Origin of the sequence: Bacillus cereus group sp. BfR-BA-01524, assembly GCF_022662595.1 — a bacterium.
Taxonomy (GTDB): Bacteria; Bacillota; Bacilli; order Bacillales; family Bacillaceae_G; genus Bacillus_A; species Bacillus_A thuringiensis_S.
This window is the reverse complement of sequence record NZ_JAKUDW010000114.1, coordinates 1-16,438: the sequence shown is the minus strand read 5'-3', so window position 1 is coordinate 16,438 and position 16,438 is coordinate 1. Positions and strand designations below refer to the sequence as shown.

The window sequence follows — 16,438 nt, the reverse complement described above, 5'->3', positions numbered from 1 at the left end:
GTTGACTTCTCTTCTTTTTGAGATTTGTCGTCAGCTTTTTTACCAGAAGCATTCGTAGCCTTTGCAGCACCTGCATCAGCTTTAATTTCTGTTACTGATTTATTTAAGTAACGTTCAGGGTTCACAGCCACATTGTCTTTACGTACTTCAAAGTGAACGTGAGAGCCTGCCTCTTTATTCATTGCACTTAGACCGGATGTTCCTAATACTTCACCTTGTGCAACTCTTGCACCTTTTTCTACTTTCACACTGCCTAAGCTTTGATAAGATACCGCTACACCATTTCCACTATCAACTGTTACAACATAACCAAGAAGTGAATCTTTTTCAGCTTTCGTTACTGTACCACTTAAAGCAGCGGCAACATTGAATTCTTTTCCATTCTTCGCAGCAATGTCAATTCCTTTGTTTGGGGAATATGTGTTGTTATAAAAGACAAGTGCTTTTTCTTGTTCCGCCTCAGTTGCTGCATCTTCATAGAATTTCTTTTGTACGACTACTTCCGCATTCGCGGCAGCTGGCATTTTCACTACTTCTGAAGATTTCGTTACTGGTACTGCTGGATCTTCCGATTGTGTATACGGTGTTGCTTGATCGTGGTTTGGAGTCTTCTTCGGATTAGCTCCTTGGAACCATAGCGCAACCATTAAGATTACCGCTGCACAAGCAATGTATAGTGCCGGAAACACCCATCTTTTTTGAAATAAATGTACTACCTTTTGCGACTTTTTATTATTTCTTCCTCGCATTCCATCATCACCTCAGCAATCATTTTGAACAATATTCACGTATCCTATACAACGCATAACTAATTACTTTTCGACAAAATTTGTAAAAATATGTATAAGAACTGTAAAATTTCCGAGGAAATGATAGAAAAAAGAAAAAACTGAGCGTTTCGGCTCAGTTTTTAGTCTAATTGTTTCTTTTTGTATACGATTAAACATACAACGAGCGATATAATAAGCCAAACTACAACATTTAATACATGCCCACTAATACTACTAAATCCCGCCCCACCTACTAAGCTGTTAAGTGCTTTTACAATATGAGATGTTGGAAGATACTCAATTAGTGTCTTAATTACTTTATTTTCAACCATCGGCTCAAATTGTACAGCTAAATACATCGTCATTAAAATAGGCATACCAATTAATGATGTTTGTGGTACAGAAGATGCAAGTAATCCAATCATTGTTCCAAGCACGATAAACAAAATAGTTCCACATAAGAATATCAATCCTACCAATGGAAGATTAATATTTAACTGATCTAAAATGAATAAATTTGCAATACAAATGACCATTGTCAGACCCGCTGTTAATAAACTCTTTCCAAGAAGAACTTCAACAGAAGATGCTGGGGATAACATTAACACACGCAGTGTATGTTTTTCTTTTTCTTCTGCAATTACCATAGATTGAACAAATCCTGCGACAAATAGGAAGGCCATTATAGTAGTAGTGCCTAACATTTCCTTTCCCACTCCAAATCTGCTAAACAAAAATGAAAGTATAATTGGTAAAAATGCCATTAATAATACTTGTGAATTTGTCTTAAAATCTTGGACTTCTTTCCGAAAAATAGCTGAAAATCTTCTCATTGAAAATGTCATTATAATCCCCTCCCAGTAACTTCAATAAAGATATCGCCTAGCGTTGGTTCGTGTGAATGAATAGATAACAGTTCGCCCTTTTTCATCCATTCTGAAATACGTTTTGCGCCCAATTCATCTTTTTGCACTACTTCTTTTTGTTTATCTTTTAATACGACCTCTATTTGATCCTTAGCGTATTGCAAGCGCAGATTCTCTGGCGTATCAAGTGCTACAATTTCTCCGCCACAAAGGAAGGCAATACGGTTACAAAGCGTTTCTGCTTCATCCATGTTGTGAGTCGTTAAGAAAATCGTCGTTCCTTCTTCATTTAAGTCTTTTAAGATTTTATGAATGTTTTGTACGTTTACTGGATCGAGTGCAGATGTTGGTTCGTCTAAGAAGAGGATATCTGGTTTATGAAGGATTGCTCTTGCTAGTGTGACGCGTTGCTTCATTCCCTTTGATAGTTTCTTTACTGGTGTTTTTTTATCATCTAATAAATTTACTTGTGCTAGTACTTCATTGATTCGTTCTTTTTTACAATCGTATAAGTCACAAAATAATAGTAAGTTATCATAAATACTAAGTCTTTCATATAAGCCGCTGTTATCTGTTAAAATACCAATTCGATTGTAATCGATGCTACTTGGTCCTGTAATATCTTTCCCTAATACTCTTACCGTTCCAACACTATGAAGCAATTGAGAAGTTAAAATTTTTACCGTTGTCGTCTTACCAGATCCACTCGGTCCGAGGAATCCGAAAATCTCTCCTTGCTTCACCTCAATATTTACATTTCGAAGTGCTGTTTTTCCGTTGAAACTTTTCATTACATCTTTCATTTCAATTGCCAATGTCATTTCGTCATCCCCTTTGTTTTTCTTCTTTATAGATGAAAGTCGCTTTAGCGCTTTTCGTTTGTTTGTTTCGCTTTTCTTGACTCAATCATATGAAAAACAAAGGGATTACGCAGTAAAATACCGGTAAAAGGAGTATTTTTACCGGTGAATGAATCGCATGTTGAGCTTATTGGAGCACTTTTTATAGCCCAATCACGCCTTTTAATTCATCCATTCGTCCTTTTGAAAGTGGAATTGAACTTTTTCTTTCGTCGTCTAAAATTAAGCTAAAACTGTTACGAGTCCAAGTAATCACTTCTCGTACTCTTTGTAAATTCACAAGATACGAGCGATGACATCTAAAGAAACCAAAACCTGTTAATCTTGCTTCTAGTTCACTTAATGTTAATGCGCATACGAAATCCCCTTCACGAACGTGAATATGTGTTACTCCGTTTTGCGTTTCAATGAAATGGATTTCCATCGGATCAAGTAAAATGATTTTATCGTTCACTTTCGCTGGTATTCTTTCTAACTTCATTTGCGGAATCATTTGAATGACTTTTTCTTCATCGACTTCTTCCACTTCCTCTTGCTCAATTTCTATCTTTTTCACACCATCGTTGTTTAATATGTATACATCCTCTGTTAACGAAAGGGCATCTGATAGAAATGATGACGTAATAAAGATTGCCTTTCCTTGTTCTTTCATTTTCATGATTGCTTTTCGAATAATAACCGTACTCTCTGTATCTACATTTTGCTCTGGTTCTTCCAAAATGACTAAATCCGGATTATGAATCATAATTCGTCCAATATGAAGACGACGCTTCTCTGAAAATGATAGTTTTTCTATCTTAACGTTTAGCTTATCTAAAAGGCCGACATATTGTACAATTTCTTCCGTACTCATATTCGATTCATAAAGACCTAGTAAAAACTTAAAGTATTCCTTCACCTTCAAACGATCATATGCCTCATCTTTCAAAAAACAAAAGCCGATGCGAGAATAATTTTTCTTTCCAATCGCTTTACCTTCAAATAGCACATTGCCAGTTGAAGCTTCTTCCTCACCAATCATAATACGGTGCAACACTTTAGCTGTATGGTTATTACATTGCAAAACAATACATTGTCCTTTTTCAACCTTTAGCTCAATTGCCGGTAACTGGTTCGTCTTCCCTAATTGTTTCAACTCCAGTAGCGCCATTCCGTCTCCCCCAAATACTTTTTATCCTATTATACCAAACAATTAATGGAAAATTATGATATTTCAAGCAAAAAAATAGATGCCAGGGAGTCCTGACATCTATTTCTTCACCATCAATTTTCCTTCATAATCATTCATCGTCTTTATTTCAACGCCTTTATAGTAATGAGCGACGATATCTGTATATTTCTTGCCTTCTGCTGCCATGCCGTTCGCCCCGTATTGACTCATACCAACGCCGTGACCGAAGCCTTTCGTTGTAATGATGATTTTATCCCCTTGTTGTTTCCACGTGAAATCAGAAGAACGTAAATCTAACTTTTCACGAACTTCTTTTCCTGTTAATGTTTTTCCTTGAAAAGCTACATCCTTTACGCGCTTTCCTTCCGTAAGGTCTTTAATGTTTCCAACCTTCCCGTCTGCTAGCACTTTCACACCGAGACGTTTTTGAAAATCAGCTACTGTAAATGTTTGCTCGCTCGTAAACTTTGGAGAAGCTTGATCCCACGGACTATCTACACTTTTCAAGTACGGATAATCATTTCCCCAATAGTCAGCTGCATTTTCTGTTCGGCCATTACTCGTTGAAAAAAAAGATGCTGAGATTGGTTTTCCATCATACGTTAAAACTTGTCCTGCGGTTTTCGAAACGGCTTCTTCGATTTTCTTTAAATTATTTTCGTAGTTATTACCCCATTGTTTCTTCAATTCTTCTTTACTTTTGTACACTTGATCTTTCACCGTATCTGTCACGTCCGCATTGTTTTTCTTTCCTCCGCTCAGCATACGTTGCACCACGAATGTTCTCGCTGCTAATGCCTGCGCCTTTAGCGCCTCTATTTCAAAACTGGCATTCATCTCAGAAGCTACTACACCGGTCACATACTCCTCCATAGGTAATGATTCTACCTTCTTTTGTTTCTCACGATATACAGCAACTTGAACAGCTGTATCTACTTTTCCTGGAGCTGGTATGCTTTCTATCGCTGGAGGAGTTTTAGAGGCCGTTTCTTCCCCTACTTTTGCTTTCGCAAATGGGATAACAAGGGCTGCAGGTACAATGATAACGAGCGCTATTAAGAGCGCTACTGTAATAAAAAGTGGCTTTGAAAATTTCATCCTATTTTCCCCCAATATAAAAGCTTTACTCCATTCATTCTTATGGAACAACTCTTTCTTTTAGAACATACTTAAGGGGGAAGAGCATAAAACGGAAATTTTCTAAATATTTTTACTGGTACGTGCATAAGTATAGAATTTATTGACTATAACAGTAATAACCCAAAAAAAGAGCCCCTATGTCAAAAGACATAGAGACTATTTCAATTAAGCGTGAAGATCAGAAACTTCTTGTTCTTTCACTTCTTCTACTTTTTCGTTTACACGTTCAATAGTTGCACCTAATGCAGCTAATTTCTTATGGAAATCTACATAACCACGGTCAAGATGTTTTAACTCAGTTACACGAGTATAACCTTCTGATACTAAACCAGCTAAGATTAATGCAGCTGCAGCACGTAAATCAGTTGCGCCTACTTCAGCACCTTGTAAGCTGTTTGGACCGTTCATAATAACAGAACGACCTTCAATTTTAATATCAGCATTCATACGACGGAATTCTTCAACGTGCATAAAGCGGTTTTCGAATACCGTTTCTGTAATCATGCTTGTTCCATCAGCTTGTAGTAATAATGCCATCATTTGTGATTGCATGTCTGTTGGGAAACCTGGGTGAGGCATAGTTTTAATATCAACCGCTTTTAACTTATCTGGGCCGATAACACGTACACCTTCGTTTTCCTCAATGATTTTAACACCCATTTCTTCCATTTTCGCTGTAATTGAGCGTAAATGTTCAGGTACAGCATTTTCAATTAAGATGTCTCCACCAGTAATTGCTGCTGCAACCATGAATGTTCCCGCTTCAATACGGTCAGGAATAATAGAGTGGTTTGCACCATATAATTTATCAACGCCTTCGATACGAATCGTTCCAGTTCCAGCTCCGCGTACTTTCGCTCCCATCGCATTTAAGAAGTTAGCTAAGTCAACGATTTCTGGTTCTTTCGCTGCGTTTTCAAGAATTGTTGTCCCTTTTGCTAATGTAGCTGCAGACATAATGTTTTCTGTCGCGCCTACGCTTGGGAAGTCTAAGTAGATTTTAGCTCCTTTTAGTTCTCCCTCAACATATGCCTCAACAAAACCGTTACCAACCTGTACTTTTGCTCCCATTGCTTCGAAGCCTTTTAAATGTTGGTCAATTGGACGTGAACCGATTGCACATCCACCAGGAAGTGCAATACGAGCACGACCGTTACGTGCTAATAATGGTCCCATTACTTGAACAGATGCACGCATTTTACGTACATATTCAAATGGTGCTTCAATGTTTAGTTCTTTAGAAGAATCGATTGTTACTTGATTATTTTCAAATACGACTTCAGCATTTAAATGACGTAATACCTCATTAATTGTGTATACATCAGACAAAACTGGTACTTCAGATAGTACATTCTTTCCATCACTCGCTAATAGGGCTGCAGCGATTATAGGTAATACAGCATTTTTTGCGCCCTCAACACGCACTGTGCCGTTTAACCGCTTTCCGCCACGGACGATGATCTTTTCCAAATTATTCCCCTCCGTGTCCTTTTTTCAGTATCTATTCACTCAATACTCAGAAGTTATGATCGGTGTGCCAACCACAATTGTATCTTTGTTGTCTGTAGAACGTATTGCTATTTGCACATTTATTTTCTCTCTATTTGTTGAAAGAGCGTCATCCCACTTTTTATTGTATGCGGAGACTGACACAAATGCTCTTTCTTCTACTTGTTCGATCGCTCTTGCTGAAAGATCTTTCAAAACCTGATTGGTTTTATTTTGCAAAACACCTTCAATCTTATCATTCAGTACACCTTGAACACAAGTGTAAATTATAGGTTTTTCACTAAAAATTTTATTCACTTTTTGAACATACTTCGGGTCCCATTTCGCCCCACTTACTTCAAAGATAATGAAAGTGTTTTCTTTAGTATTTTCTTTACTCCAAGTTACTACTACTCGTTCTTCATGAGAAGCAAACTTTTTATAGGATGTAGCTTTATATCCATCTGGAGATTGCTCTACTTCCCACTTTTGAATATTTGCCTTGTCCTTCACATCGTTTAACAACTTTTGAAACGTATGTATATTAGAAATTGTTTTTGTTTCTCTAGCTAACCATGACCATTTTTCTACTTTAGCATCATTTTTCTCTAAAGCCTTGATCATGCTCTCCATTTTCTGTTCATCGCTTATCGGTTTCATCTCTCTATATCCAACCAAAAATAAAACAACACTAAGTGCAACAATAAGAATGGCTTTAAGCTTCAATTTCATCCCCTCCTATCCCCATTGTTAACGGAGATTTGAGGTTCTATACACTTACTTTACTAAATACGTTAAACTCTTCGAATAGCCTAAATAATCAAGGAAAAAGTTACTTACAGATGTCCCAATTGCAATTGTAATTAAGATGAGTAATACTCGCGTCTGCAACACTTTTCCGGACTTCATTAAACGCTCAATGTGAATGCCTTGCAAAGCCCACCACGTAATGGTAATAAACAATAAATGCGAAACAATGGCAATCAGTGCTTGTTGCCCTAAAAGTTGTGCCAAAAAATCGACCCCTTTTTACTCAGCTACTACTTATGAAAGAATATAAAAACGATACCATAATAAGTAGGAGCCACACTTTTTCAAATGCACATAGACATCTTACATTTTACATCGTGATTTTCTTTCAAAAAACGTATATCTACATTACAAGTTAACACAAAATAAAAAGCGCAGAGTACTGACTCCACACCTTTTATTTTCACTATTGTACCACGTTCCCTAAGAAGAAGAAATCTTTCATTAATGGAAAATATTCATAAAAGAAATTGTACCCAATCATCGGCATAATCCCTAGTATTACAATCGAAATTGCACAAAGACTCATAACAACCTTTATATTTAACGGTAACCGTATCCTCTCTTCTGTCTCTCCGGTGCGGAAAAACATTTGTTGTAAAATACGGAAATAATATACGAATGAAACAACTGTCGTACCCATCATAATCGAAGCTAGTACGTAATGCGCTGGCTCTACATGAAGCGCGCCTAAAAAGATGTTAATCTTTCCAATGAAGCCAGCCGTCCCTGGTATCCCAGCCAGCGATAAAATAAAGATTGTCATCATGATCGCTGCAAATGGTGATCTCTTATATAATCCGGTGAAAATCGTTATGTTTTCCTTATCGTTTTGTAAGATTAAGCCGTGGATAATGGCAAACGCACCTATATTCATAAGCATGTATGCCAGCATATAAAACCACATGCTATCCAGCGTAAATGGTGATAATGCCACAAGTGGAACGAGCAAATACCCAGCATGCGCAATACCTGAATAAGCAAATAAACGTTTTATGTTGTATTGTTTTAACGCGACTACATTCCCAACAATCATCGTAATACTTGCTAGCACCGCAATATATATACTCATATGCCCATATAAAGATTGCATATCTCCTTGTATTAATACACTTGCAAAAACCATAAGGAACAAACGAATAATGAGTAGGAACCCCGCAATTTTAGAAATCGTTCCAAGAAAAGCGGTAACAGGTGTAGTCGCCCCTTCATACACATCAGGTGCCCACATATGAAACGGCACTGTGGCAATTTTAAATGAGAGACCGACTAGCAATAAAAGAAATGCGAGAGCTAGCAATAACTGAATACCACTAGCGAGCTCCCCAGTGAGTACCTTTTGCATATCTACAATGTTAGTTGAACCTGTAATACCGTATAAATAACTCATTCCGAAGAGCGTGATCGCCGTTCCAATTCCTCCGCTAATGACATATTTCATTGCCGCTTCATTTGATGCACGGCTCTTTTTTCGTATTCCTACTAAAATATAAGAAGAAAGTGAAAGTAACTCTAAACCAACGAAAAGGGTGATAAAGTCAGCACTAGAAGCCATGAACATCGCACCAAGAAGTGCCATTAAAAATAAGTAATAATATTCGCCCTTATCTTCAATCGGATTCTTCTTATCATCGCTCATTGCGATGCATAAAATGAGAGCTGTGGCGCCTAATAACAACGTTTTAAACCCTTTTGAAAATCCATCTAACACAAACGATCCGTTTAAAATATCTCCAGCTGGTTCGCTATATAGCGTAATTAATGACACAAGTGCTAATACGATGGCAGCGATCGCACCAAGAGCTACATATCTATGATTCAGCTTAAAAAACAAATCACATATGGAAAGAAGGATGGCGGCGCCGAGAATAATAAATTCTGGCACCATTAGATGCCACGATAAGCTAAGTAACGTATTCATATCCATCCTACTTCACCCCCAATGTTTTCAATGTATTTTGAAGCGGATCCCCTAGTATCTCTGGCATAACTCCAATTGCAATAATACAAAAGATAAGTAGTAAGACAGGGACATACTCCCATCCATGTATATCAGATTTTGCTTCCCACTCTTTCTTTCCAAATGTCACTTGAAGTGTCGCTCTTAATACGTATACAGCGGTTAAAATGATGCCAATCACACCGATGGCAGCAATGACGGGCTCTCCTTGAAATAAACCGAGAAAGGCAAGAAATTCGCTAACAAACCCAGACATCCCTGGTAATCCAAGCGATGCCATTCCTCCTGCTAAGAAGAAGCCGCTAAGTACTGGGACACTTTTTGCGAGTCCACCAAGCGCTGTAATGTCTGATGTTCCGAAACGTTGTTCTATAACACCGAGTAAGAAAAACAGCAAGGCTGCAATTAAACCGTGCGATACAACCTGGAATAACGCCCCTTGTGTACCCGGTGCATTAAGTGCCGCGAGCCCCATTAAAACAATTCCCATATGCGAAATACTAGAGTAAGCCAGTACTTTCCTAAAGTCCGTTTGGATGAGCGCTAAAAAGGCACCGTACAATAAATTAATTACACCTAATATCGCAATTAGCGTCGCAACATCGTGAAAATATTCCGGGAATAGCCCTTTTCCGAAGCGAATAATACCGTACGCTCCAATCTTTAACAAAACACCAGCATGAAGCATAACTACAGCTGGATGCGCTTCTATGTGCACATTGACCATCCAGCGGTGCAACGGAAAAACAGGTAGTTTAATTGCAAAGGCAATCATTATGGAAATAAATACACCAAGTTGCAAGCTACTTGGGATGACGAGTTCTCCTTCTGCACTTACGCTTCTTAATATCTCTTTCAGCTCCACAATATTTGTTGTACCTGTTTTCGCGAACAAAATTGAGAAAACAATGAGCAAAATAGCTGAGCCAATACCGTTATATATTAAATAACTATACGCAGCCTTTTCGCTCGACAATTTTCCCCACTTCCCAATCAATAAGAACATTGGTGGCAACGTAATTTCAAAGAAGATAAAAAACAACATTAGATTTTGAGCAGCAAAGACGCCGAGCATCCCTATTTCTAGCATGAGTAACAGCATATAAAATGCTTTTAAATTTCTTTTAATAGAAAAGGCTGCAATTGCTGCGAGCATCGCTAGAAGAGCCGTCAGCACCATCATAACAAGCGACAAACCATCAATACCGAGCTCGTAATAAATAGAAAACCACCTTTTATCCACCGCTGTAAAATCTCCGAACTTAATCCATTTCACCTTTTCATCAAATAGCGACAAACTCTTTCCAGAAGCATATGTACAAGCGAGGACGATAGCGATTCCAAATGGAAGTGCCGTCCCAAATAAGCCAAGCGCCCGCACTGTACGCAATTCCTTTTTCGGTGTTAATACAAGCAATAAAATTCCTAAAAGCGGGGAAAAAATGAAGAACGTTAACAACAAATCATTCATCGTAAATCCCCTCCTGTATAGAGCAAAATAATAACGAGTACAGCGAGCGAAACCACCGTTACAGTACCGTACACTTGTACATTCCCGTTTTGAAGTTTCGATCCAAGATTACTTGTGCCTTTAACTACGCTTCCAATTAAAACTGCAATTCCCTCGACTACATACACTTCAAATAAGCGAAGCACATGAGCGATTCCTTTCGTAATAGGGATCACCGTCATGTTGTATAGTTCATCCACATAATATTTTTTTTTCAAAAGATTATAAAGCGAGGTTTCCGTACCCCCAGCCCAATCTCTAGAAATTGATTTCTTGCCATATATGAAATATGCAAGAGCGATTCCCGCAAATGAAACGAGCGTCGCAACAATCATAATCCAAACTGGCCCATGCGCTTCTTCAACCTTAAACCCTACATCTTTCGTCAACCAATCTCCGAGAAACGTCCCAAACCATGGTGTATTTATATATCCTGCCACTACTGCGAGAACGCCGAGAACAATCATTGGATACGTCATAACGCGGGGCGACTCATGCACATCTTCCTTCGTCTTCGCTTCCCCAGTAAAGACAAGGAAGTATAGACGAAACATGTAAAATGCCGTTAAGAATGCCGCAATTACTGCTAATACGAATAAAAAGTAATTACCATTCATCCAAGTCGCAGCCAAAATTTCATCTTTACTAAAGAACCCAGAAAGGAGTGGAACCCCACTAATTGCAAGTGTACCTATCAAAAATAGCGCACCTGTTACTTTCATCTTCTTCTGTAAACCGCCCATTTTATTAATATTTTGCGTATGCACTGCATGAATTACACTTCCTGCTGCCAAGAATAGTAGTGCTTTAAAAAAGGCGTGTGTCGTTAAATGAAAGACACCAGCTACATAACCGGCAGAACCTAACGCGAGCATCATATACCCGAGCTGGCTAACTGTAGAATAAGCAAGTACTCTCTTTATATCTGTTTGCACGAGACCGATAGAGGCCGCAAAGATTGCAGTGAAAGCTCCAACGATTGCCACGGTCTGCATCGCCACTGTACTTGCTGAAAATAGAGGGAACATCGTCGCTACTAAATATACGCCAGCTGCGACCATCGTCGCCGCGTGAATAAGTGCCGAAACGGGCGTTGGCCCCTCCATTGCATCTGGCAACCACGTATGAAGCGGGAACTGACCTGATTTCCCCATCGCCCCGATAAAAATTAATATCGCCGTTATCGTAATCATGTAAGGAGGTAAATCCCCTGTATAAATCGCCCTAAATATTGCGTCATATTCAAAACTACCTGCGTACCAAAAAATTAAAATCATCCCGATAAATAAACCAACATCCCCAATACGGGTCATAATAAAAGCCTTTTTTGCAGCAGCCTTCGCTTCTTCTTTAAAGAAATAAAAACCGATAAGTAAAAATGAGCCAAGGCCAACTAATTCCCAAAATATATAAAGCTGTAATAAATTCGTTGATATAACAAGCCCTAACATCGCAAATGTAAAGAGTCCTAAATATGCGTAAAAGGTTGGTAATCGTTCATCACCTTTCATATAACCTTTCGAATACACATGTACAAGTAGACTCACAAGCGTAACGATAAATAACATTAAAGCTCCTAATGCAGTCACTTCAAAGCCGAATGATATATCCACATCTCCAGCTCTAAGCCACACCCACTTATGCTTCACGCTTGCTTCTGAAAACCTTTCTATTAACACAAGTACCGCAAGTATAAAGGAGAGAAAGACGAAAAAAATACTAAGTACGCTACTTCCTTCTCTAATTTTCTTCCCGAATATAATAAGTAACAAAAACGAAACGAGTGGGAAAAGCGGTATGAGCCATGCATAATCGATCATTGTTTCCTTCCCCCTTTTTCGGTCACAATGCTATCCTTTGAGCGTATCCATTTCATCCACCTGAACTGTCGTACGATTACGATATAAAGCAATTAAAATAGCGAGTCCTACCGCCGCTTCCGCTGCCGCTACAGCCATCGTAAACAGTGAGAAAATTTGACCTGTTAAATTCGGAAATAGGCCTAATTTACTAAACGCCACTAAGTTTAAATTGGCAGCATTCAGCATTAATTCGATACAAACTAATACGATTACTGTATTCCGCTTTGTTAAAGCTCCAAATAGACCGATGCAAAACAAAATAATCGCAAGTGTTAAATATGCAGAAGCCGGAACGCTACTCATTGGAATCCTCCTCTTTCTCATCCTTTTTCGCAAGTATAATCGCGCCAACGAGTGCTACAAGTAAAATAACTGACGTTAGTTCAAATGGAATAATATATTTTGAATAGAGAAGCGTACCGATTTGAAGTGTGTTGTTTTCATGGAGAGGTAAACTTCCTTGTGTGCTTTCATTTGCAAAATCAACATTATTAACAGCGAAATACATAAACGCTCCAAATGCTACAACCGCAAAGAAGATAATCCATTTTCGAAGAGTAAGACGCGATTCATTTTCCGCGTTATGTTTCGTTAACATAATGCCGAAAATCATAATAATTGTGATTGCACCAGAGTAAAGTAAAATTTGTGCAACGCCTATAAATTCGGCTGATAAAAGAAAATACAAACCTGCAATGCTGAGAAATGTCAGAACGAGAGCTAGCATCATGTGCATAACTTTCGTTAAGTTCAACATAAGAACACCGCCGATAATTGCAGACAAGGATAGTATAAAGAATGCTACAAACTCGCCATTCATGCCTTATTCTCCTTCCTGACGTTTTCGTCGTTTTCGTCAAGCCACTGCAAATTTTTAAATAAGTCATCACGTGAATATTCCGCGAGTTCAAAGTTATTTGTCATGACAATTGCCTCTGTCGGGCAAACTTCTGTACATAAATCACAAAGAATACAAATTTCAAAATTAATATCATACGTGTCGATAATTTTCCCTTTTTTCGTAGGATCCGGATGTTTCTTTCCTGTTAACTGAATACAGTCTGTCGGACAAATGTTAGAGCATTGATTACAAACAATACATTTCTCCGGATAAAATTTTTGAATCCCCCGAAAACGGTCTGGCAACGGCAACGGTTGATTTGGATAATCATACGTTACCTTCTTCTTGCTCAAATTACTTAATGTATATTTTAATCCTTTAAATAGTCCTTTCATCTCTTACTGGCACCCCCCTCATAGATTAGAAGAATAACTCCTTAATCAATGCCGTTAAGAAAATATTTGCAAGTGCAATCGGCAATAATACTTTCCATCCAAACTCCATTAACTGGTCACCTCTTATACGCGGGAACGTAACGCGGAACCAAATTAATAGAAAGACTACACTACTAAATTTCAAAGCAAACCATACGGCACCTGGGATAAATCCAAGAAACATGACTGGATTCCATCCGCCTAAAAAGAGCACTGTAATTAACGATGCCATCCCGAAGAAATATACGTACTCTGAAAGCATGAAAAACGCCCAGCGAAAACCTGAGTATTCCGTATGATATCCAGAAACAAGTTCTGACTCCGCTTCCGGCAAATCAAATGGCGTCCTATTTAACTCTGCAACTGCTGCGATTAAGAAAACGACGAAGCCAATTGGCTGTACGAAAATGTACCAAACCTTCTCCTGCGCCGCTACAATCTCATTTAAATTCAGGCTACCAGCTAGCAAAACGATACCAATTCCGCTCATTACGAGCGGAATTTCATAAGAAATCATTTGCGCCGCCGCACGCATCCCTCCTAAAAGGGAGTACTTATTATTCGATGCCCATCCCCCAGTTACGACACCTATCGTCGTAATACCGGAAACAGCAATATAATAAAGTAACCCGACTCCAATATCTGCAAATTGAAATTTATCAGTGAACGGGATAACTGCAAGCACCATAAATGCTGGTGCAAATGCAATGACAGGCGCTAATATAAACAGCGGTTTATCTGCTGCTTTCGGAATACTATCTTCTTTCAATAATAGTTTTAAAACATCAGCTACCGTTTGCAGTAAACCGAATCGGCCTCCAACCTGATTTGGTCCAATCCGCCCTTGCATAAACCCCATCACTTTCCGTTCTGCCAAAATTCCATATGTAACGAAGCCAAGGACTGCAAATAGTAGAAGTACCGCTAATCCGAAAAAAATGAAGAAATTCGTCCAGCTTGAAGGTGATTGTAAGAGCGTCTCAATCATTAGCCATCAACCTCCCCAAGTACAATATCAACTCCACCTAAAATCGTAATTAAATTAGCGATGTTTTCACCTTTCAATAATTTCGGTAAAATTTGCAAGTTATAAAAAGATGGCCTACGAAACTTCAAACGATACGGCTCTTTCTTTCCGTCACTAGCGATATAACAACCAATCTCTCCGCGCGGCGATTCTATACGTACGAACGCTTCTCCCTTAGGTGCCTTAATAATTTTCGGTACTTTTGCCAGCACAGCTCCCTCTTTTGGGAACTGCTGAACCGCTTGCTCAACAATCTTTAAAGACTCCTCGATTTCTTGCATTCGGCAAACGTAGCGATCCCAAGCATCTCCCACGTTTCCAACAGGAATATCAAAATCAAAACGATCATAAATCGAATACGGCTCATCTTTGCGAAGATCCCAGTTTACCCCGGTGCACCGCAAATTTGCTCCGCTTAAAGAATACGAAATCGCTTCTTCCGCGCTATATATACCAACGCCTTTCACACGATTTAAGAAAATCTCATTACCGCTAACAAGATCATGATAACCTGCCAATTGCTCTCTCATATACGGAACAAACTCTTCCACCTTTTCAATCCAACCATCTGGCGCATCCCACTTCACACCGCCAACTCTCATATAGTTAAAAGTAAGCCGGGCACCGCATAATTCATTTAATAAATTTATAATCATCTCTCGTTCACGAAACGCGTACAAAAACGGGCTGACCGCTCCTATATCAAGAAGATTTGTCCCCCACCAAACGAGATGGCTTGCAATTCTTCCTAGCTCCATCGCAAGTACTCGCAAGTATTCGGCACGCTCTGGAATTTCAAGCCCCATCATCGTCTCTACAGCATGGCAAATGACGTAATTATTCGTCATGGCTGATAAATAGTCCATTCGATCTGTATAAGGAATAATTTGCGTATACTGTAAGCTCTCAGCAATCTTTTCCGTCCCGCGATGCAAATACCCAATAACCGGTGTAGCTTCTTTAATAATTTCCCCGTCAATCTTAATTACGAGCCTGAACACACCATGTGTACTCGGATGCTGAGGTCCTACATTCAAAAGCATCTCTTCCGTGCGGATCATAGCTACACCTCCACATCATACGGTTCATAGTCTTTTCTAAGCGGATATCCTACCCAATCATCTGGCATTAAAATACGCGTTAAATTCGGATGCCCTTTAAATACAATGCCTAGCAAATCGTACGCTTCTCGCTCCGGCCAGTCAGCCCCTTTCCAAAGCGCTGTCACAGATTCGACTTGCGGCGCTTCCCGGTCTAGCTTTACCTTCACCGCTACCGATTGTTTCTTACCATATGAAAACAAATGAACATACACTTCCATATGTGTCACAAAATCCGTCGCATGTAGCTCTGACATATAATCAAAAGCAAGTCCCTCATGGAATCGCAGTGACTCCATCACTTCATAATATTTTGCAGGATCCACCACAAGAGTTGGCACATCCTTTGACAGTTTATTAATGTAGGAATCTACTAATGCCCCTTCTCCTACCTTCTCCCTAATAGCCTCAACATACTGATTTAAATACGGCTGATTTACTGACGGTTCTTCCTGCTTCGGCTCATTCTCTTCCTTACCTTCAGCTCCCTTTGTCTTCGCTCTTGCAGCAGCTGCTGCTTTCGCTTTTGCCGCTGCAATTGCCTTTGCCTTTTCATCTCCCGAATCCCCATCACCTTGCGAGGCTTTCTGCTTCGCTAA

At 39.1% G+C, this 16,438-nt stretch carries 17 protein-coding genes; all 17 read right to left on the bottom strand.

The window, feature by feature from the left end; translation table 11 throughout:
- Positions 1-749 (bottom strand): stage II sporulation protein SpoIIQ (gene spoIIQ, locus MR170_RS26380; protein WP_242281610.1); only part of this gene is annotated, 749 nt, incomplete at its 3' end.
- Positions 750-910: 161 nt separating this feature from the next.
- On the bottom strand, positions 911-1,615 hold the full coding sequence (locus tag MR170_RS26375) for an ABC transporter permease (RefSeq protein ID WP_242309974.1): 705 nt from the start codon (positions 1,613-1,615) through the stop codon (positions 911-913).
- Positions 1,615-2,457: an ABC transporter ATP-binding protein gene (locus tag MR170_RS26370; RefSeq protein WP_098629794.1), complete on the bottom strand. Its 843-nt coding sequence runs from the start codon at positions 2,455-2,457 to the stop codon at positions 1,615-1,617. Before MR170_RS26370 ends, MR170_RS26375 begins: the two co-directional genes overlap by 1 nt.
- 181 nt (positions 2,458-2,638) lie before the next feature.
- Complete coding sequence (locus MR170_RS26365; protein WP_043935875.1) at positions 2,639-3,646, bottom strand: LytTR family transcriptional regulator DNA-binding domain-containing protein; 1,008 nt, start codon at positions 3,644-3,646, stop codon at positions 2,639-2,641.
- A 99-nt stretch (positions 3,647-3,745) separates the two neighbouring features.
- Positions 3,746-4,765, bottom strand: a complete 1,020-nt coding sequence (gene spoIID, locus MR170_RS26360) for a stage II sporulation protein D (protein WP_016079662.1) — start codon at positions 4,763-4,765, stop codon at positions 3,746-3,748.
- A gap of 207 nt (positions 4,766-4,972) precedes the next feature.
- A complete protein-coding gene (gene murA, locus MR170_RS26355) occupies positions 4,973-6,277 on the bottom strand; it encodes a UDP-N-acetylglucosamine 1-carboxyvinyltransferase (RefSeq protein WP_000411275.1) in 1,305 nt (434 codons plus the stop codon).
- 39 nt (positions 6,278-6,316) lie between these two features.
- Complete coding sequence (locus MR170_RS26350) at positions 6,317-7,021, bottom strand: YwmB family TATA-box binding protein (RefSeq protein ID WP_000767913.1); 705 nt, start codon at positions 7,019-7,021, stop codon at positions 6,317-6,319.
- A 51-nt stretch (positions 7,022-7,072) separates the two neighbouring features.
- Positions 7,073-7,309 (bottom strand): DUF1146 family protein, encoded by a 237-nt coding sequence (locus tag MR170_RS26345; RefSeq protein ID WP_000057889.1) that lies wholly within the window; start codon positions 7,307-7,309, stop codon positions 7,073-7,075.
- A 202-nt stretch (positions 7,310-7,511) separates the two neighbouring features.
- A complete protein-coding gene (nuoN, locus tag MR170_RS26340) occupies positions 7,512-9,026 on the bottom strand; it encodes an NADH-quinone oxidoreductase subunit NuoN (RefSeq protein WP_327907684.1) in 1,515 nt (504 codons plus the stop codon).
- A gap of 7 nt (positions 9,027-9,033) precedes the next feature.
- On the bottom strand, positions 9,034-10,536 hold the full coding sequence (locus MR170_RS26335) for an NADH-quinone oxidoreductase subunit M (protein ID WP_016079660.1): 1,503 nt from the start codon (positions 10,534-10,536) through the stop codon (positions 9,034-9,036).
- Positions 10,533-12,395, bottom strand: coding sequence for an NADH-quinone oxidoreductase subunit L (gene nuoL / locus MR170_RS26330; protein ID WP_224980492.1), 1,863 nt, complete (start codon positions 12,393-12,395; stop codon positions 10,533-10,535). The genes MR170_RS26335 and nuoL overlap by 4 nt, the downstream gene beginning before the upstream one ends.
- Positions 12,396-12,425: 30 nt before the next feature.
- Positions 12,426-12,740 carry an NADH-quinone oxidoreductase subunit NuoK gene (gene nuoK / locus MR170_RS26325; RefSeq protein WP_000100079.1) on the bottom strand — a complete coding sequence of 105 codons (315 nt, stop codon included), beginning with the start codon at positions 12,738-12,740 and terminating at the stop codon, positions 12,426-12,428.
- Positions 12,733-13,257, bottom strand: a complete 525-nt coding sequence (locus MR170_RS26320) for an NADH-quinone oxidoreductase subunit J (protein WP_242309971.1) — start codon at positions 13,255-13,257, stop codon at positions 12,733-12,735. The genes nuoK and MR170_RS26320 overlap by 8 nt, the downstream gene beginning before the upstream one ends.
- Positions 13,254-13,673: an NADH-quinone oxidoreductase subunit NuoI gene (gene nuoI, locus MR170_RS26315; RefSeq protein WP_000677191.1), complete on the bottom strand. Its 420-nt coding sequence runs from the start codon at positions 13,671-13,673 to the stop codon at positions 13,254-13,256. Before nuoI ends, MR170_RS26320 begins: the two co-directional genes overlap by 4 nt.
- A 25-nt stretch (positions 13,674-13,698) precedes the next feature.
- Positions 13,699-14,700: an NADH-quinone oxidoreductase subunit NuoH gene (gene nuoH, locus MR170_RS26310; protein ID WP_242309968.1), complete on the bottom strand. Its 1,002-nt coding sequence runs from the start codon at positions 14,698-14,700 to the stop codon at positions 13,699-13,701.
- On the bottom strand, positions 14,700-15,800 hold the full coding sequence (nuoD, locus tag MR170_RS26305; RefSeq protein ID WP_088114392.1) for an NADH-quinone oxidoreductase subunit NuoD: 1,101 nt from the start codon (positions 15,798-15,800) through the stop codon (positions 14,700-14,702). The genes nuoH and nuoD overlap by 1 nt, the downstream gene beginning before the upstream one ends.
- Positions 15,801-15,802: 2 nt before the next feature.
- On the bottom strand, positions 15,803-16,438 hold a 636-nt coding region (locus tag MR170_RS26300; RefSeq protein WP_276575672.1), incomplete at its 5' end, for an NADH-quinone oxidoreductase subunit C.